Source organism: Mesorhizobium sp. M0848, from assembly GCF_040319805.1.
Taxonomy (GTDB): domain Bacteria; phylum Pseudomonadota; class Alphaproteobacteria; order Rhizobiales; family Rhizobiaceae; genus Mesorhizobium.
The window spans coordinates 114,891-130,963 of sequence record NZ_JAMYOM010000007.1 but is presented as its reverse complement, the minus strand read 5'-3'; the positions used below and the strand labels follow the sequence as shown (position 1 = coordinate 130,963).

At 61.8% G+C, this 16,073-nt stretch carries 15 protein-coding genes; 11 read left to right on the top strand and 4 right to left on the bottom strand.

The genetic code is table 11. The annotated features are described in order from the left end of the window. The first annotated feature begins 28 nt into the window (after positions 1–28). From NKH95_RS10135 to NKH95_RS10085, 11 genes are all read left to right on the top strand, one after another. Positions 29–1,030: a 4-hydroxyproline epimerase gene (locus NKH95_RS10135; RefSeq protein WP_023811801.1), complete on the top strand. Its 1,002-nt coding sequence runs from the start codon at positions 29–31 to the stop codon at positions 1,028–1,030. Between the two features lie 334 nt (positions 1,031–1,364). Beyond that, a complete protein-coding gene (locus tag NKH95_RS10130; RefSeq protein ID WP_013529092.1) occupies positions 1,365–2,267 on the top strand; it encodes a branched-chain amino acid ABC transporter permease in 903 nt (300 codons plus the stop codon). A 4-nt stretch (positions 2,268–2,271) separates the two neighbouring features. Then, the gene (gene livM / locus NKH95_RS10125) at positions 2,272–3,867 is read left to right on the top strand and encodes a high-affinity branched-chain amino acid ABC transporter permease LivM (protein WP_023811802.1); all 1,596 of its coding nucleotides are present in this window, start codon (positions 2,272–2,274) and stop codon (positions 3,865–3,867) included. Continuing rightward, a complete protein-coding gene (locus NKH95_RS10120; protein ID WP_352891451.1) occupies positions 3,867–5,435 on the top strand; it encodes an ATP-binding cassette domain-containing protein in 1,569 nt (522 codons plus the stop codon). Before livM ends, NKH95_RS10120 begins: the two co-directional genes overlap by 1 nt. After that, positions 5,435–6,163 (top strand): ABC transporter ATP-binding protein, encoded by a 729-nt coding sequence (locus NKH95_RS10115; protein ID WP_127296224.1) that lies wholly within the window; start codon positions 5,435–5,437, stop codon positions 6,161–6,163. Before NKH95_RS10120 ends, NKH95_RS10115 begins: the two co-directional genes overlap by 1 nt. A gap of 111 nt (positions 6,164–6,274) precedes the next feature. Then, positions 6,275–6,622: a DUF6867 family protein gene (locus NKH95_RS10110; RefSeq protein WP_023811804.1), complete on the top strand. Its 348-nt coding sequence runs from the start codon at positions 6,275–6,277 to the stop codon at positions 6,620–6,622. A 137-nt stretch (positions 6,623–6,759) separates the two neighbouring features. Then, on the top strand, positions 6,760–7,878 hold the full coding sequence (locus tag NKH95_RS10105; protein WP_023811805.1) for a branched-chain amino acid ABC transporter substrate-binding protein: 1,119 nt from the start codon (positions 6,760–6,762) through the stop codon (positions 7,876–7,878). Between the two features lie 285 nt (positions 7,879–8,163). Beyond that, positions 8,164–11,622, top strand: coding sequence for a pyruvate carboxylase (gene pyc / locus NKH95_RS10100; protein WP_352722977.1), 3,459 nt, complete (start codon positions 8,164–8,166; stop codon positions 11,620–11,622). A 155-nt stretch (positions 11,623–11,777) separates the two neighbouring features. Beyond that, positions 11,778–12,038: a DUF2312 domain-containing protein gene (locus NKH95_RS10095; RefSeq protein WP_013529099.1), complete on the top strand. Its 261-nt coding sequence runs from the start codon at positions 11,778–11,780 to the stop codon at positions 12,036–12,038. A gap of 50 nt (positions 12,039–12,088) precedes the next feature. Then, positions 12,089–12,529, top strand: coding sequence for a hypothetical protein (locus NKH95_RS10090; RefSeq protein ID WP_352891448.1), 441 nt, complete (start codon positions 12,089–12,091; stop codon positions 12,527–12,529). A gap of 7 nt (positions 12,530–12,536) precedes the next feature. After that, on the top strand, positions 12,537–12,848 hold the full coding sequence (locus NKH95_RS10085; protein WP_127270382.1) for a hypothetical protein: 312 nt from the start codon (positions 12,537–12,539) through the stop codon (positions 12,846–12,848). Between the two features lie 80 nt (positions 12,849–12,928). Here the strand turns inward: NKH95_RS10085 and msrB are convergent, their stop codons facing one another. The 4 genes from msrB to NKH95_RS10065 all read right to left on the bottom strand — a co-directional run bounded on the left by msrB (position 12,929) and on the right by NKH95_RS10065 (position 15,992). Further along, positions 12,929–13,333 carry a peptide-methionine (R)-S-oxide reductase MsrB gene (gene msrB / locus NKH95_RS10080; RefSeq protein ID WP_127270383.1) on the bottom strand — a complete coding sequence of 135 codons (405 nt, stop codon included), beginning with the start codon at positions 13,331–13,333 and terminating at the stop codon, positions 12,929–12,931. A 197-nt stretch (positions 13,334–13,530) separates the two neighbouring features. Next, on the bottom strand, positions 13,531–14,328 hold the full coding sequence (locus NKH95_RS10075; protein ID WP_023811810.1) for an MBL fold metallo-hydrolase: 798 nt from the start codon (positions 14,326–14,328) through the stop codon (positions 13,531–13,533). A gap of 19 nt (positions 14,329–14,347) precedes the next feature. After that, entirely contained in the window at positions 14,348–15,538 is a 1,191-nt protein-coding gene (locus NKH95_RS10070; RefSeq protein ID WP_352611383.1) for a vWA domain-containing protein, read from the bottom strand. A gap of 7 nt (positions 15,539–15,545) precedes the next feature. Next, entirely contained in the window at positions 15,546–15,992 is a 447-nt protein-coding gene (locus NKH95_RS10065; protein ID WP_352611384.1) for a GNAT family N-acetyltransferase, read from the bottom strand. Between the last annotated feature and the right edge of the window lie 81 nt (positions 15,993–16,073).

The following is a 16,073-nucleotide window of genomic DNA, read 5'->3' as shown; positions in this document are numbered from 1 at the left end:
TTCGGGTTTTTGATTTTCGAGGAGCGTCATGGCCAAGAAATCCTTCTTCTGCATAGACGGCCACACCTGCGGCAATCCGGTGCGGCTGGTCGCCGGCGGCGGCCCGCTGCTGCAGGGCGCGACTATGATGGAGCGGCGTGCGCATTTTCTGGCCGAGTATGACTGGATCCGCACCGGACTGATGTTCGAGCCGCGCGGCCACGACGTGATGTCCGGCTCGATCCTCTATCCGCCGACGCGCGAGGATTGCGATATCGCCATCCTGTTCATCGAAACCTCCGGCTGCCTGCCGATGTGTGGGCATGGCACCATTGGTACGGTGACGATGGCCATCGAACACGGACTGATCAAGCCGAAGACGCCGGGCGTGCTTCGGCTCGACACGCCGGCCGGCCTTGTCATCGCCGAATACAAACAGGTCGGCGACTATGTCGAGGAGGTGCGCATCACCAATGTGCCGTCCTTCCTCCATGCCGAGGGGCTGACGGTCGAATGCCCTGGGCTCGGCGAAATCACCGTCGATGTCGCCTATGGCGGCAACTTCTACGCCATCGTCGAGCCGCAGGAGAACTATCGCGACATGGCCGATTATTCGGCGGGCGACTTCATCGCCTGGAGCCCGGTGGTGCGCCAGCGGCTCAACGAGAAATATTCCTTCGTCCATCCCGAGAACCCTGGCATCAACCGGCTGTCGCACATGCTGTGGACCGGTGCGCCGACGGTGGATGGCGCGGATGCCCGCAATGCCGTGTTCTACGGCGACAAGGCGATCGACCGCTCGCCCTGCGGCACCGGCACCTCGGCGCGCATGGCGCAGCTTCATGCCAAGGGCAAACTCAAGGCCGGCGACAGCTTCGTCCATGAATCGATCATCGGTTCGCTGTTCAAGGGCAAGGTCGAAAAGGATGTCAGCGTGGCCGGCAAGCCGGCCATCATTCCCTCGATCGGCGGCTGGGCGCGGATGACCGGACTGAACACCATCTTCATCGACGACCGCGACCCGTTCGCTCACGGATTTGTTGTCAAGTGATGGGGATCCTGACCTTGCGGAAAGCAACGGCTTGAAAAATGGATCGTGCCAAAAACGCAAGGATTCCTTTCATCACCTAATTTTGACGGCGATTTCTTCGAAACGGAGCGCATGATGCGGTCGAATCGTCAAAGACATTGCGTTATGCCAATGGTAGGGTCCGCGATAGTCCAGGGGCTGGATGATGGAAAACGGGCAATCGGACAGCGTGCTTCGAAAACACGCATGACGATTGAAAAATGACGTTGCAATCCGGGCTCGAAACTTTACGACTAGGGGAAATACGAAAAGGAATGCGTCTGCATGGGCGACATTCCAGGGGAGCCATGTACACATGCAGTACTTTGTCCAGCAGCTTATCAACGGGCTGACGCTGGGATCGATCTATGGGCTGATCGCGATCGGCTACACGATGGTCTACGGCATCATCGGCATGATCAATTTCGCCCATGGCGACATCTTCATGGTGGGTGCCTTCACGGCACTGATCGTCTTCCTCGCCCTTGGCGCGCTGTTCTATTCGGTGCCGGTTGTGCTGGCGCTGCTGATCATGATGATCGTGGCGATGCTGCTCACCAGCCTCTATAACTGGACGATCGAAAAGGTCGCCTACCGGCCGTTGCGCGGTTCGTTCCGACTGGCCCCGCTGATCACTGCCATCGGCATGTCGATCGCGCTGTCGAACTTCGTCCAGGTGACGCAGGGTCCACGCAACAAGCCGATCCCGCCGATGGTCAGCCAGGTTTACAACATCAACGGCATCAGCGTGTCGCTGAAGCAGATCATCATCGTCGTCGTCACGGCGCTGCTGCTGGCGCTGTTCTGGTATCTGGTCAACAAGACCTCGCTCGGGCGAGCGCAACGGGCCTGTGAGCAGGACCGCAAGATGGCGGCGCTGCTCGGCATCGATGTCGACCGTACCATCTCGATCACCTTCATCATGGGTGCGGCCCTTGCCGCGGTCGCCGGCACTTTGTTCCTGATGTATTACGGCGTCATTGCCTTCTCGGATGGCTTCACGCCGGGCGTGAAGGCCTTCACGGCGGCGGTGCTGGGCGGCATTGGTTCGCTGCCTGGGGCGGTGGTCGGCGGGCTGATGATCGGCTTCATCGAGAGCATGTGGTCGGCCTATTTCTCGATCGACTACAAGGACGTCGCGGCGTTCTCGATCCTGGCCATCGTGCTGATCTTCCTGCCTTCCGGCATATTGGGCCGGCCAGAAGTCGAAAAGGTCTGAGACTATGGCCGTCACCGTATCTCCGGAGCGCGACACCGTCGCCACCCCCATGCAGCGCGCGTTGCGCGAGGCACTTTATGCCGCTGCCATATCGTTCGGCCTGTTCGTGCTGTTCATCGGCCTGAAGACCGGCCAGAACATTTCCAATGAACTGGTCCTGACGACACGCTGGGGCCTGCTTGCCGCCGTGGTGATCGCCACGGCTGTCGGGCGCTTCCTCTATGTCGCTTATGGCCAGCCCTTCCTCGCCAACCAGAAGATCACCGACGTCGCCACCGGCCTGCTGCCGGCCAGCGTGGCGTCACGCTTCTTCCAGTTGCCGGCCTTCATCGTGGCCTTGGTCGCGGCGGTGGTGTTGTTTGCGGTCAACAGCTCTCTCGTCGGATGGGTGGGAGCCGAGCCGGCGGGCTATCTGCAGTTCCTGCGCGCCCTGGCAGTCATCTATGTGCTGGCCTGCGTGATCTATTATTTCCGGGGCTTCATCCATGCTAACTTCACCAAACTCGGCATTGCCGCGCTGATCCTCTATCCGATCCTGGTAGTGGCGATCCTGTCGCTGATGTCCTGGTCGTTCGTCGGCGGTCTGCAAGGTTCGCTGAAATGGGTCGACAATTTCGGCATCCAGATCCTGATCTATGTGATGCTGGCCTGGGGCCTGAACATTGTCGTCGGCCTCGCCGGCCTGCTCGACCTCGGTTATGTCGCTTTCTACGCGGTCGGCGCCTATGCCTATGCGCTGCTCGGCACGCAATACGGCCTGTCGTTCTGGATCCTTTTGCCGGCCGCCGGCGCCATGGCCGCCTTCTGGGGCGTGCTGCTCGGTTTTCCGGTGCTGCGCCTGCGTGGCGACTATCTGGCGATCGTCACCTTGGCTTTCGGTGAGATCATCCGCCTGGTCCTGATCAACTGGCGTGAGGTCACCAACGGTTCGGCCGGTATTTCCGGCATTCCGAAGGTCACCTTCTTCGGCCTGATGACCTTCAACGTGTCGGACCCCAATTACATCGCCAAGGTGCTGCATCTCGCGACATCGAGCGCCTACTACAAGATCTTCCTCTATTACCTGATCCTGGCGCTGGCGCTGCTGACAGCCTTCGTTACCATCCGGCTGCGGCGCATGCCGGTCGGCCGTGCCTGGGAAGCGTTGCGGGAGGACGAGATCGCCTGCCGTTCGCTCGGCATCAACACCACCACTACGAAGCTTACAGCCTTTGCCACGGGTGCGATGTTCGGCGGCTTCGCCGGCGCGTTCTTCGCCGCACGGCAGGGCTTCGTCAGCCCGGAATCCTTCGTCTTCCTGGAATCGGCCATCATCCTGGCCATCGTCGTTCTCGGTGGCATGGGCTCGCTGGTCGGCATCGCGGTCGCCGCAATGGTGATGATCGGCGGTACCGAGGCGTTGCGCGAACTCGACTTCCTCAAGCAGGTCTTCGGACCGGACTTCACACCGGAACTCTACCGCATGCTTCTGTTCGGCATGGCCATGGTCATCGTCATGCTGTGGAAGCCGCGCGGCTTCGTCGGCAGTCGTGAACCAACCGCCTTCCTCAAGGAGCGAAAGGCTGTCTCAAGCTCCTTCACCAAGGAAGGACACGGCTGATGAATGCGAACCCTGTTCAGAAGGCCAATTCCGGCGTGAACGACGCTATCCTGCAGGTCGATCATCTGTCGATGAAGTTCGGCGGCCTGGTGGCCATCGGCGATCTGTCTTTCGCCGCCAAGCGCGGCGAGATCACCGCGCTGATCGGCCCCAACGGCGCCGGCAAGACCACGGTGTTCAACTGCATCACCGGCTTTTACAAGCCCTCGGAAGGCATGATCACGCTCAACCGGAACGATGGTTCGACCTTCCTGCTCGAGCGGCTGCCCAACCATGAGATCCCGGCGCGCGCCAAGGTGGCGCGCACCTTCCAGAACATCCGCCTGTTCTCCGGCATGACCCTGCTGGAGAACCTGCTGGTCGCCCAGCACAACAAACTGATGAAGGCATCGGGCTACACGGTGCTTGGCCTGTTCGGCTTCAGCGGCTATCGCAAGGCCTCGGCCGAATCGGTGGAGCTCGCCAAGCATTGGCTGGAAAAGGCCGATCTTGTCGACCGTGCCGACGACCCGGCCGGCGACCTGCCCTATGGCGCGCAGCGCCGTCTCGAAATCGCTCGCGCCATGTGCACGGGACCCGAGCTTCTGTGCCTCGATGAACCGGCGGCCGGCCTCAATCCGAAGGAATCGGCGGCGCTCAACGAGCTGCTGATCGACATCAAGAACACATCTGGCACCTCGATCCTGTTGATCGAGCACGACATGTCGGTGGTCATGCAAATCTCCGACCATGTCGTGGTGCTGGAGTATGGCCGCAAGATTTCCGACGGCAGCCCGCAGTCCGTGCGCACAGATCCGCGCGTCATCGCCGCCTATCTCGGCGTCGACGACGAAGAAGTCGAAGCCGTCCTTACCGAAGTCGGCGACGAAGATGTCATTGAACAGCTGGATACAGGGCCGGATGCCGCGCATGGTCCGGGAACATCGTCGTCCTATCTCGCCGGGCCGGTGACCGACACGGTCGGCCACAGTTCGGGCGAGCGGGTTACGGTGGCCAAGGGAGCGTCAAAGGCCGGTCAGGTCGACGCCAGGTCGCTCGCCGCGGCAAACAAGGCAGCCTCGCTGGCAGCCGTACCGGCGGCGAAGGCAAAGCCTGCTCCGAAAGCGGCTTCAAAGGCGGCAACCGGCACGGCGGCGAAGTCGACCGCGTCGGCCAAGCCGGCAGTCAAGGCCACGGCGAAGGCTGGAGAGATCTCCAATCGGCTGGCGGCGCCTCGCGGCGGCAAGGCCGATAATTTGACCCGCATCAAGGGCATCGGTACGGTCAACGAGAAGAAGCTCAACGATCACGGCATCTTCCACTTCGACCAGATCGGCGCCTGGAAAAAGGCCGACGTCGAGGCCGCCGAAGCCTATCTCGCCTTTGACGGACGTATCGCGCGCGAGGAATGGGTCAAACAGGCCAGGTTGCTCGGCCAAGGCAAGGACACGGAATTCTCGCGCCGCGTCGATGCGGGCAAGGTGGCGACAAGCCATGCTTCCGCAAAGACTGCAAAGGCAGCCTCCGGAAAGACCGCGAGCAAGACCGCTGCCAAGCCCGTGGCGGGCAAGCGCGGAGGGGGCAAGTGATGGCCGCGACAACGCTGCTCGATATCAAGGGCGTGCAGACTTACTACGGCAACATCCGAGCCTTGAACGGCGTCGATGTCACTGTGAAGGAAGGTGAGATCGTGGCGCTGATCGGTGCCAATGGCGCCGGCAAGTCGACGCTGATGATGACCATTTTCGGCGCGCCGCGGGCTCGCGCCGGCACCATCACCTTTGCCGGCACCGACATAACCCAGATGCCGACGCACGAGATCGCGCGCATGCGCATTGCCCAGTCGCCCGAGGGCCGGCGGATCTTTCCGCGCATGACGGTGATGGAAAACCTGCAGATGGGCGCCAGCCTCGACAACCTCAAGCATTATGACGAGGACGTCGAGAAGGTGTTCACGCTGTTCCCGCGTTTGAAAGAGCGCATCACCCAGCGCGGCGGCACGCTGTCGGGCGGTGAGCAGCAGATGCTGTCGATCGGACGCGCGCTGATGGCACGACCGAAGCTGCTTTTGCTCGACGAGCCGTCGCTGGGTCTCGCGCCGCTGATCGTCAAGCAGATCTTCGACGCCATCCGCGAACTGAACCGCACCCAGGGGCTGACCGTGTTCCTGGTCGAGCAGAACGCCTTCGGCGCGCTCAAGCTCGCCACGCGCGGCTACGTCATGGTCAACGGCAATGTGACGATGAGCGGCACCGGCAAGGAGCTGCTCGCCAATCCGGAAGTGCGCGCCGCCTATCTCGAAGGCGGACACCACTGAGTTCGGAGCGGAATGCGTGCATTCGCCATTCCGCTCCAGATTGTTTGTTTGTCGCATGATCTTGTCCGGAAAGTCCGCAACTTTTCGGGATCATGCTAAGGAGACTTCACCATGCAGGGCATTCTTTACGAGGAACCCTCGATCTGGCAGTTCTTCTTCGTCACCTGTCTGCTCGGCGGCTGGGCGGCGTGGATGACCGGCAAGGCCAGTGCTCAGACGTGGCGCAGCTTCATCCAGCTGTTCGCCTATATGCTGGGCCTCGGCATCGCGATCCGCTTCATCCATCACGCGCTGTTCGGCGGCACCATGTTCTCGCTGCACTATTATGTCGTCGACACCATCGTGCTGATGATCCTCGGCTTCGTCGGCTATCAATACACGCGCACCAACCAGATGGTGACACAGTATAATTGGCTCTACGAAAGAGCTTCACTCTTGAGCTGGAAACCGAAAGGCTGACGTTCATCATTAACGCCGTCTCGAAATTGAATCGGCGTGACAAGTGCCTGAAAATCGGCAAACTATGCTTTCTGCGATAAGGGTGGGCATCGCATGAAAGCTTCATCCACGCCCACTCCGTAAATGGGAGCGTTTAAATGAAAAAGTCACTTTTGTCCGCCGTCGCCCTGACCGCGCTGGTCGCGTTCGGCGGCAACGCGTGGGCTGACGTCATGTTCGGCGTCGCCGGTCCGATCACCGGTCCGAACGCCGCCTTCGGCGCACAGCTTCAGAAGGGTGCGGAAGCGGCCGTCGCCGACATCAATGCCAAGGGCGGCATCAACGGCGAGCAGATCAAGCTCGAAGTCGGCGACGACGTCTCCGATCCGAAGCAGGGCATCTCGGTTGCGAACAAGTTCGTCGGCGACGGCGTCAAGTTCGTGGTCGGCCACTTCAACTCGGGCGTTTCGATTCCGGCTTCGGAAGTCTATGCGGAAAACGGCATTGTCGAAGTGACGCCGGCCGCGACCAACCCGCAGTTCACCGAGCGCGGCCTGTGGAATGTGTTCCGCACCTGCGGACGCGATGACCAGCAGGGTAGCATTGCCGGTGCTTATCTCGCCGCGAACTTCAAGGACGCCAAGATCGCCGTCATCCACGACAAGACCACCTATGGCCAGGGTCTTGCCGACGAAACCAAGAAGGCAATGAATGCCAAGGGCCTGACGGAAGTCATGTATGAAGGCATCAATGTCGGCGACAAGGACTTCTCGGCGCTGATCGCCAAGATGAAGGAAGCCGGCGTTTCGATCATCTACTGGGGCGGCCTGCACACCGAAGCAGGCCTGATCATCCGCCAGGCGGCCGACCAGGGCCTCAAGGCGACACTGATTTCCGGCGACGGCATCGTGTCGAACGAACTGGCTTCGATCGCGGGCGACGCTGTTGCAGGCACGCTCAACACGTTCGGTCCGGATCCGCGCCTGATCCCCGCCAATAAGGAACTCGTCGAGAAGTTCCGCGCGCAGGGTTTCGAACCGGAAGCCTATACGCTCTACTCCTACGCCGCAGTACAGGCTATCGCCGAGGCAGCGACCGCTGCCAAGTCGAACGACCCGCAGGCAGTTGCCAAGGCGCTGCATGAAAACGGCCCGTTCAAGACCGTGCTCGGCGATCTGTCCTATGACGCCAAGGGCGACCCGACGCTGCCCGGCTACGTGATGTACGAATGGAAGAAGGGCGACGACGGCAAGTACACCTACATCCAGAAGATGTAAGACTCGTCAGTCTCCAGACCGTTTGCGGATGCCCGGCGCCTCGCGCCGGGCATTTTCTTTTGCCATTCAGGGGGCGACCGATGGAGCCGGGTCCCTTAGCCGGGAATGATCGTGCGTCACGGCAGAGCCGGCGCTTTTTCTGGCTGTTTGGATGAATGCGATGGCCTCTGGCGCAATGATTCCATTTCAATCGGTTTAAATGCGCGTCAAATTTGTTTGCACTGCAGCATTTTCACGCTAATCATTGCGCCGATTTCTCTTCCTTCCGTTGCTGGAGCCCAGTCCTTGGCCATCACGAAGATCCTCGTCGCCAACCGGTCCGAAATCGCCATTCGCGTCTTTCGCGCGGCCAACGAACTCGGCCTCAAAACCGTGGCGATCTGGGCCGAAGAAGACAAATACTCCCTGCATCGCTTCAAGGCCGACGAGAGCTACCAGGTCGGGCGCGGACCGCATCTGACCCGGGACATGGGGCCGATCGAAAGCTATCTGTCGATCGAGGAGGTGATCCGCGTCGCCAGGCTGTCGGGTGCCGATGCTATCCATCCCGGCTACGGATTGTTGTCGGAAAGTCCCGAATTCGCCGACGCCTGTGCCGAAGCCGGCATTACCTTCATCGGGCCGAAGCCGGACACAATGCGGCGGCTCGGCAACAAGGTCGCGGCGCGCAATCTCGCCATCGAGGTCGGGGTGCCGGTGATCCCCGCCACCGATCCGTTGCCGGATGACATGGAGGCGGTCAAGAAACTGGCCAAGGGAATCGGCTATCCCGTGATGCTGAAGGCATCATGGGGTGGCGGCGGCCGCGGCATGCGCGCCATCCGCGCCGAAGCCGACCTTGCCCGTGAAGTCACCGAAGGCAAGCGTGAGGCGAAAGCCGCCTTCGGCAAGGACGAGGTCTATCTCGAAAAGCTGATCGAACGCGCGCGCCATGTCGAGGTGCAGGTGCTGGGCGACACCCATGGCAATGCGGTGCACCTGTTCGAGCGCGACTGTTCGATCCAGCGCCGCAACCAGAAGGTCGTCGAGCGGGCGCCGGCGCCCTATCTCGAAATGTCGCAGCGCGAGGAGCTTTGCGGCCATGCGCTGAAGATCGCCCGCGAGACCAGTTATATCGGCGCCGGCACGGTCGAGTTCCTGCAGGATGCCGACACCGGCAAATTCTATTTCATCGAGGTCAACCCGCGCATCCAGGTCGAGCACACCGTCACCGAGCAGGTGACCGGCATCGATATCGTCAAGGCGCAGATCCATATCCTCGACGGCTTTGCCATCGGCACACCGGAATCAGGCGTGCCGGCGCAGAAGGACATAAGGCTGAACGGCCACGCGCTGCAGTGCCGCATCACCACGGAAGACCCCGAGCACAATTTCATCCCCGATTACGGACGCATTACCGCCTATCGCGGCGCAACAGGCTTCGGCATCCGCCTCGATGGCGGCACCGCCTATTCGGGCGCTGTCATCACCCGCTTCTACGATCCGCTGCTGGAGAAGGTGACGGCGTGGGCGCCGACGCCGGCCGAGACGATCGCCCGCATGAACCGGGCGCTGCGCGAGTTCCGCATCCGCGGCGTCGCCACCAATCTGACCTTCCTCGAAGCGATCATCAACCACCCGAGCTTCGCCGACAATTCCTACACGACCAAGTTCATCGACACGACGCCGGAACTGTTCCAGCAGGTCAAGCGCCAGGACCGCGCCACCAAGCTCATCAACTATCTCGCCGACGTCAGCGTCAACGGCCATCCCGAGACGCGCGGCCGGCCGCAGCCGAAGGCCGATGCGGCCGCACCCGTGGTGCCTTACCTCAACGGCAATGTGCCCGGCGGCAGCAAGCAGAAGCTGGATGTGCTCGGGCCGGAGAAGTTCGCCGCCTGGATGCGCGATCAGAGGCAAGTGCTGGTCACGGACACGACGATGCGCGATGGCCACCAGTCGTTGCTCGCCACGCGTGTGCGAACGCATGACATTGCCGGCATCGCCGGTACCTATGCGCGTGCCTTGCCGCAGCTTCTATCGCTGGAATGCTGGGGCGGCGCCACCTTCGATGTCGCCATGCGCTTCCTCACCGAGGATCCGTGGGAGCGGCTGTCGCTGGTGCGCGAGGCGGCGCCCAATCTGCTGTTGCAGATGCTACTGCGCGGCGCCAATGGCGTCGGCTACACCAACTATCCCGACAATGTCGTGCAGCATTTCGTCAAGCAGGCAGCAAGCGGTGGCATCGACCTGTTCCGGGTCTTCGATTGCCTGAACTGGGTCGACAATATGCGCGTCGCCATGGATGCGGTCGGCGCCGAGGGTAAGCTGATCGAAGCGGCGATCTGCTACACCGGCGACATCCTCGATCCGGCGCGGGCGAAATACGACCTCAAATACTATGTCGGCCTGGCCAAGGAATTGCAGGCGGCCGGCGCCCACATCATTGCCGTCAAGGACATGGCCGGACTGCTGAAGCCGGCGGCGGCACGCGTGCTGTTCAAGGCGCTGCGCGAGGCGACCGACCTGCCGATCCATTTCCACACCCACGACACGTCGGGCCTGTCGGCGGCGACGGTGCTGGCGGCGGTGGAAAGCGGCGTCGACGCCATAGACGCGGCGATGGATGCTTTCTCCGGCAACACCTCGCAGCCATGCCTTGGCTCGCTCGTCGAGGCGCTGAAGGGCACAGAACGCGACCCCGGTCTCGACCCGCAATGGATCAGGAAAATCTCGTTCTACTGGGAAGCGGTGCGCAACCAGTACGCCGCCTTTGAAAGCGACCTCAAGGGGCCAGCTTCGGAAGTCTATCTGCACGAGATGCCGGGCGGGCAGTTCACCAATTTGAAGGAACAGGCGCGCTCGCTCGGACTGGAGACGCGCTGGCACGAGGTGGCGCAGACCTATCACGACGTCAATCTGATGTTCGGCGACATCGTCAAGGTGACGCCGTCCTCCAAGGTCGTCGGCGACATGGCATTGATGATGGTCAGCCAGGATCTCACCGTTGCCGATGTCGAAAACCCGGACAAGGATATCGCATTCCCGGATTCGGTCGTCTCGATGCTGCGCGGCGACCTTGGCCAGTCGCCAGGCGGGTGGCCGGCGGCGCTGCAGGGGAAGGCGCTGAAGGGCGACAAGCCGATCACGGTGCGGCCCGGCTCACTGCTCAAGCCAGCCGACCTAAAGGCCAACCGCAAGGAAATCGAGGAGAAGCTCGAGCGCAAGCTATCGGAGTTCGAATTCGCCTCGTGGCTGATGTATCCAAAGGTGTTTACGGATTTCGCCGGAGCGCAGGAAACCTATGGGCCGGTCAGCGTCCTGCCGACGCCGACCTATTTCTACGGCATGAAGCCGGAAGACGAGATCTTCGTCGACATCGAGAAGGGCAAGACGCTGGTGGTCCGATGCCTTGCCATCGGCGATGTCGACGAAAAGGGCATGGTCACCGTGTTCTTCGAGCTCAACGGCCAGCCGCGTCGTGTCAAGGTGCCCGACCGGGCGCATGGCGCGTCCGCCGCCAAAGCCCGCCGCAAGGCCGAACCCGGCAACGAGGCGCATGTCGGCGCACCGATGCCGGGCGTCGTCTCGGCGCTTTCGGTGGCTGCCGGCCAGGCTGTGAAGGCCGGTGACGTGCTGCTTTCCATCGAAGCGATGAAGATGGAGACGGCGCTGCATGCCGAGCGCGACGGCACCGTTGCCGAGGTGCTGGTCAAGGCGGGCGACCAGATCGATGCCAAGGATCTGCTGATCGCTTTCAATTAGAGTTCGCAAAACGGACCGGTTGTCGGCTTCTGGCGGCAGCCCGCGTGGCTTGGTCGATAACGGCTTGACCCGCCGCCGCCGGTCGGGCATCGAACCGGCTCAAATTTTGCCGCAGTCGTCCGCGAGTCGCGGAGCCGATGCTTTTGGAGAAAAATATGGCCGACGATATCACCGATACCAGCCAGACTGTTGCCGCCGGCCAGCTGCGTGCCTTCATCGAGCGCATAGAGCGGCTCGAGGAAGAGAAGAAAACCATTTCTGACGATATCAAGGAAGTGTTCGCCGAGGCCAAGGGCACTGGGTTCGACACCAAGGCGATGCGCACGATCATCCGGCTGCGCAAGAAGGACCAGGCCGAGCGGCAGGAAGAGGAAACCATCCTCGATCTGTATAAGGCCGCACTCGGCATGGTGTAAGATCAGCCGGCCCCGGCACCGACACGGTTGCCGGAGATACGGTTTAAGCCATGAGCGAAATCGACTTCGGCGCCCGCCGCGCCTCTGAATTCCGCCAGCGCGGCTTCTGGACGCTGTTCGCTGTGCGGCATCCGGAAGAAAGGGCTCTGATGGCGCGGCGCGGACCCTGGTTCTGGCAGCGCGGGCTGCCCGACTTCGCCTTGGTCCTTTCCATGTATGTCGCGCCGGCGCAGAGCCAGGTCGGCGTCTTCTTCGGTCGCAACGAGAAGTTCGGCGCCACGCAAGCCTGGTCGCGGCTGAAGCCGTTTCAGCGTGAAATCGAAGACAGGCTGAAGCTCAGGCCGGAACAGAGTTGCGAGGGCCTCGGCATCAATTCGATGTGGCGGGTGAACTGCTATGCCGAGGACAACTGGCCAGCCATGGCCGACTGGCTGGTGACCGAATGTTCGCGCTTCGAGCGTGCGGTAACCGAAGTCCTGGGGCAGGGATAGACATCCGGTGTTGCCAGAAGGTATCGGCTCCTTTTTCCGCTCACGCTGGCAAGGCCAGGTGCCGCTCGATCGGCTGTTCTGGCGCGACCTTGTCCTCGTCGGCACCGCGGTCAGCATCGCCGCATCGGTGCTGGCGCTCGTCTTGCTCGGATTGAAGTTGCCGCTCGGGCTTGTGCTGGCAGTGCATTTCGCGTCGGTGCCCTACAGCCTGTTCCTGACCTTGGCGGTGTGGCGGACCACCGAAAAGATTCCCGGGGCCAAGGCCTGGATGATGACGCTTGGCGCCACGCTGTGGCTGGTGGCGATGATCGTGGTCTGATCGTCTGCCCAGAGGGGGGCGACGGATATTTGAACGAAAAGGGCGACAGATGCCGCCCTATAGTGTCGAACCCGGATGGCTCAAGCCGAGGGCTCGAATTTCAGCGCCACGCCGTTGATGCAATAGCGCAGGCCGGTCGGCGGCGGGCCGTCCTCGAAGACATGGCCGAGATGGCTGCCGCAGCGGGCGCAATGGCATTCGGTGCGAACCATGCCGTAGCTGCGGTCGACGGTGTTTTCGACCGAGCCCGGCACCGGGTCGTTGAAGCTCGGCCAGCCGGTGCCGCTCTCGAACTTCAGCTTGGATTCGAACAAAGGCTGGTCGCAGCCGGCGCAGGAAAAGGTGCCGGCGCGCTTCTCGTAGAGCAAAGCGCAGCTTCCCGGCCGCTCGGTGCCGTGACCGCGCATGACGGCATACTGCTCCGGCGTCAGCCGGGCGCGCCATTCGGCGTCGGTGCGGGTTACAGGGTAGGTGTGGGTGTCCATGTGATCTCCTCAGCCTTGCCGGCTCGCTCCTACAGCGCCGCGCGTCCATCGGACGCGCAAGGGACGCTGTAGCACTTTGGTTTTGCGCATGATCCTTTCCGAACCGGAGGCTCGGGGTCATGCGCGGATTGCAACCTCATATTCGCACCAAGATAGGCATTTGTTACGGCATTTTCCCGCATTTTCGATCGTGATCTTCATGCGATCGCCGCCAGATAGCGATCGACCGAAGCAGCCAACGCCGCTTTTGCGCCTCCGATGACATTCTGGTTCCACCACGCGCCGTAGATATGGTCGAACGCGAATGGCTCCATCGCCGCCGCGATGCGGCGCACGGCCGCTGCATTGAGCGGAATGTAGTTCGGATAGCTGTACATGAAGCTGACATGGCGGCGCGTCGGCGTCACCTGCAGGATATCGCCGGCCAGCAAGACGTCGCCGCCATCGCGTTTCCAGTGCAGCACCTGACCGCCGGCAAAGTGGCCACCGCAGCGGATGAGCGTCAGCGAAGGGTTTATGGCCAGCGTCTCGCCTTCCCAGCTGACGATCGCCTTGTGCGGCCGCATGATCCACTGGCGGTCATCGGCGTGGAGATAGATCGGCACGCCGCCAAACGCCTCGCTCCAACAGACCATCACCGAATAATAATGGCAGTGCGAGATGGCGATCGCCGCCAGGCCGCCGCGGCGGTTGATCTCGGCCACCGCCTCGTCGCTGACCATCGAAACGCAGTCCCACAGCACGTTGCCGTGTGGCGTCTGTGCCAGCAGCGCCCGCTGGCCGATGGCGAAGCGCGGCTCGATGCCGAAGGCGAGAACGCCGGCATCATCCTTCATCACAAGCCGATGCCCTTCAGCAAGTTCCTCCGGCGTGATCCACGCCTGCCCTTCCCAGCGCACATATTGGCGCTCGTCCTCGCAGATCGGGCAATGTTTTGGAGGCGTCTCTGTCGCCGCGAACTGGACGCCGCATTGCAGGCAGAGAAAGCAGGTCATCGGATCTCCTGTCAGTCTTTCAGTGTTTTCTTGAAAGCTGCCTGGTCGCGCCCTCAAGCCCGGCCAAAGTCAGCGGGAACATGCGGCCGCCGAAGATGTCGCGGATCATCGCAGTCGAATGGGTGTAGCCCCAGTTCTTGGGGTCTTCGGGGTTCAGCCATACCGCGTTCGGCCATTGCTGCAGCAGACGGCCGAGCCAGACACTGCCTGCCTCCGGATTCCAGTGCTCGACCGAACCGCCGGGATGAGCGATCTCGTAAGGGCTCATCGAGGCGTCACCGACGACGATCACCTTGTAGTCCGGGCCATATTTGTGGAGGAGGTCGAAGGTCGGAATCACCTCGGCATGCCTGCGGCGATTATCCTTCCACACACCCTCATAGAGGCAGTTGTGGAAATAGAAATATTCGAGCTGGCGGAATTCGGCGCGGGCGGCCGAGAACAGCTCCTCGACGCTCTTGATGTGGTCGTCCATCGAGCCGCCGACATCGAAGAACATCAAAAGCTTCACCGCGTTGCGCCGTTCGGGCCGCGTCTGCACGTCGAGATAGCCATGTTCGGCGGTGGCGTGGATGGTGCCGGGCAGGTCGAATTCCTCCTCGGCGCCTTCGCGCACCCAGCGACGCAAGCGCTTCAGCGCGATCTTGATGTTGCGGGTGCCGAGTTCGACGGCATCATCGAAATTCCTGAACTCACGTCTGTCCCACACCTTCACCGCGCGGCGGTTGCGGCTTTCATGCTGGCCGATACGCACACCTTCGGGATTGTAGCCATAGGCGCCGAAGGGCGAGGTGCCGCCGGTGCCGATCCATTTCGAGCCGCCCTGGTGGCGGCCTTTTTGCTCGTCCAGCCGCTGCTTCAAGGTCTCCATCAATTTCTCGAAACCGCCCAGCGCCTCGACCAGTTTTTTCTCTTCGTCGGTCAGGTGCTTTTCGGCGATGCGGCGCAACCATTCCTCGGGAATGTCAGCGACATCGACGGCATCCGGCCCGCCCAGCGCTTCGATGCCCTTGAAGACATGCGCAAACACCTGGTCGAAGCGGTCGATATGGCGCTCGTCCTTCACCAGCACCGCACGGGCGAGGTAATAAAAACCTTCGACGTCGTAGTCGACCAGCCCGGCTTCCAGTCCCTCCAGCAGCGACAGATATTCCCTGAGCGAAACGGGAACACGCGCGGCCTTCAGTTCGAGGAAGAAGGGGATGAACATTGTCTATCTACAGCAGATCATACTCGATGAAGCCGGTGCGGCGCGCGACATGGTCGTAGAGTTTGCGCGCGGTGGTGTTGGTTTCGTGCGTCATCCAGTAAACGTTCTTGACGCCGATTTTCGCGGCTTCTTGTCTTACTGCCTCGATCAGCGCAGCACCAATGCCCTTGCCGCGCACGTCAGGGTCGGCGAACAGATCCTGCAGATAGCAGTTGTTTTTTTCCGACCAGCCTGAGCGGTGGTAGAGATAGTGGGTGAGGCCAACCGCCTTGCTGTCCAGCGTGGCGATGAAGCCTTTCGGCTCGAACTCACCCTCGGTGAACAGCCGCTTCCAGGTGATGGCGTAGACCTCTTCCGGCAGCTTCGTCTCATAGAAGGTGAGGTAGTCGGTCCACAGCCGCCGCCAATCGGCGCGGTCGGACTGCGCGAGCGGGCGGACGATAATCTCAGCCATGTCATCTCCTCTGAAGGTTTGGCCGAGGCTGCCTGCCTGTTCGGCTGCTGGCAACGGTCCACAGAAGCGAAAGCGCTGCTG

Coding starts and splice junctions, on each gene's coding strand:
- NKH95_RS10075 (WP_023811810.1), bottom strand. CDS start 14,328: ATGACCTGCTTTCTCTGCCTGCAATGCGGCGTCCAGTTCGCGGCGACA.
- NKH95_RS10115 (WP_127296224.1), top strand. CDS start 5,435: ATGGCCGCGACAACGCTGCTCGATATCAAGGGCGTGCAGACTTACTAC.
- NKH95_RS10130 (WP_013529092.1), top strand. CDS start 1,365: ATGCAGTACTTTGTCCAGCAGCTTATCAACGGGCTGACGCTGGGATCG.
- NKH95_RS10070 (WP_352611383.1), bottom strand. CDS start 15,538: ATGTTCATCCCCTTCTTCCTCGAACTGAAGGCCGCGCGTGTTCCCGTT.
- NKH95_RS10065 (WP_352611384.1), bottom strand. CDS start 15,992: ATGGCTGAGATTATCGTCCGCCCGCTCGCGCAGTCCGACCGCGCCGAT.
- NKH95_RS10135 (WP_023811801.1), top strand. CDS start 29: ATGGCCAAGAAATCCTTCTTCTGCATAGACGGCCACACCTGCGGCAAT.
- NKH95_RS10090 (WP_352891448.1), top strand. CDS start 12,089: ATGAGCGAAATCGACTTCGGCGCCCGCCGCGCCTCTGAATTCCGCCAG.
- NKH95_RS10095 (WP_013529099.1), top strand. CDS start 11,778: ATGGCCGACGATATCACCGATACCAGCCAGACTGTTGCCGCCGGCCAG.
- NKH95_RS10105 (WP_023811805.1), top strand. CDS start 6,760: ATGAAAAAGTCACTTTTGTCCGCCGTCGCCCTGACCGCGCTGGTCGCG.
- NKH95_RS10120 (WP_352891451.1), top strand. CDS start 3,867: ATGAATGCGAACCCTGTTCAGAAGGCCAATTCCGGCGTGAACGACGCT.
- livM (WP_023811802.1), top strand. CDS start 2,272: ATGGCCGTCACCGTATCTCCGGAGCGCGACACCGTCGCCACCCCCATG.
- NKH95_RS10110 (WP_023811804.1), top strand. CDS start 6,275: ATGCAGGGCATTCTTTACGAGGAACCCTCGATCTGGCAGTTCTTCTTC.
- msrB (WP_127270383.1), bottom strand. CDS start 13,333: ATGGACACCCACACCTACCCTGTAACCCGCACCGACGCCGAATGGCGC.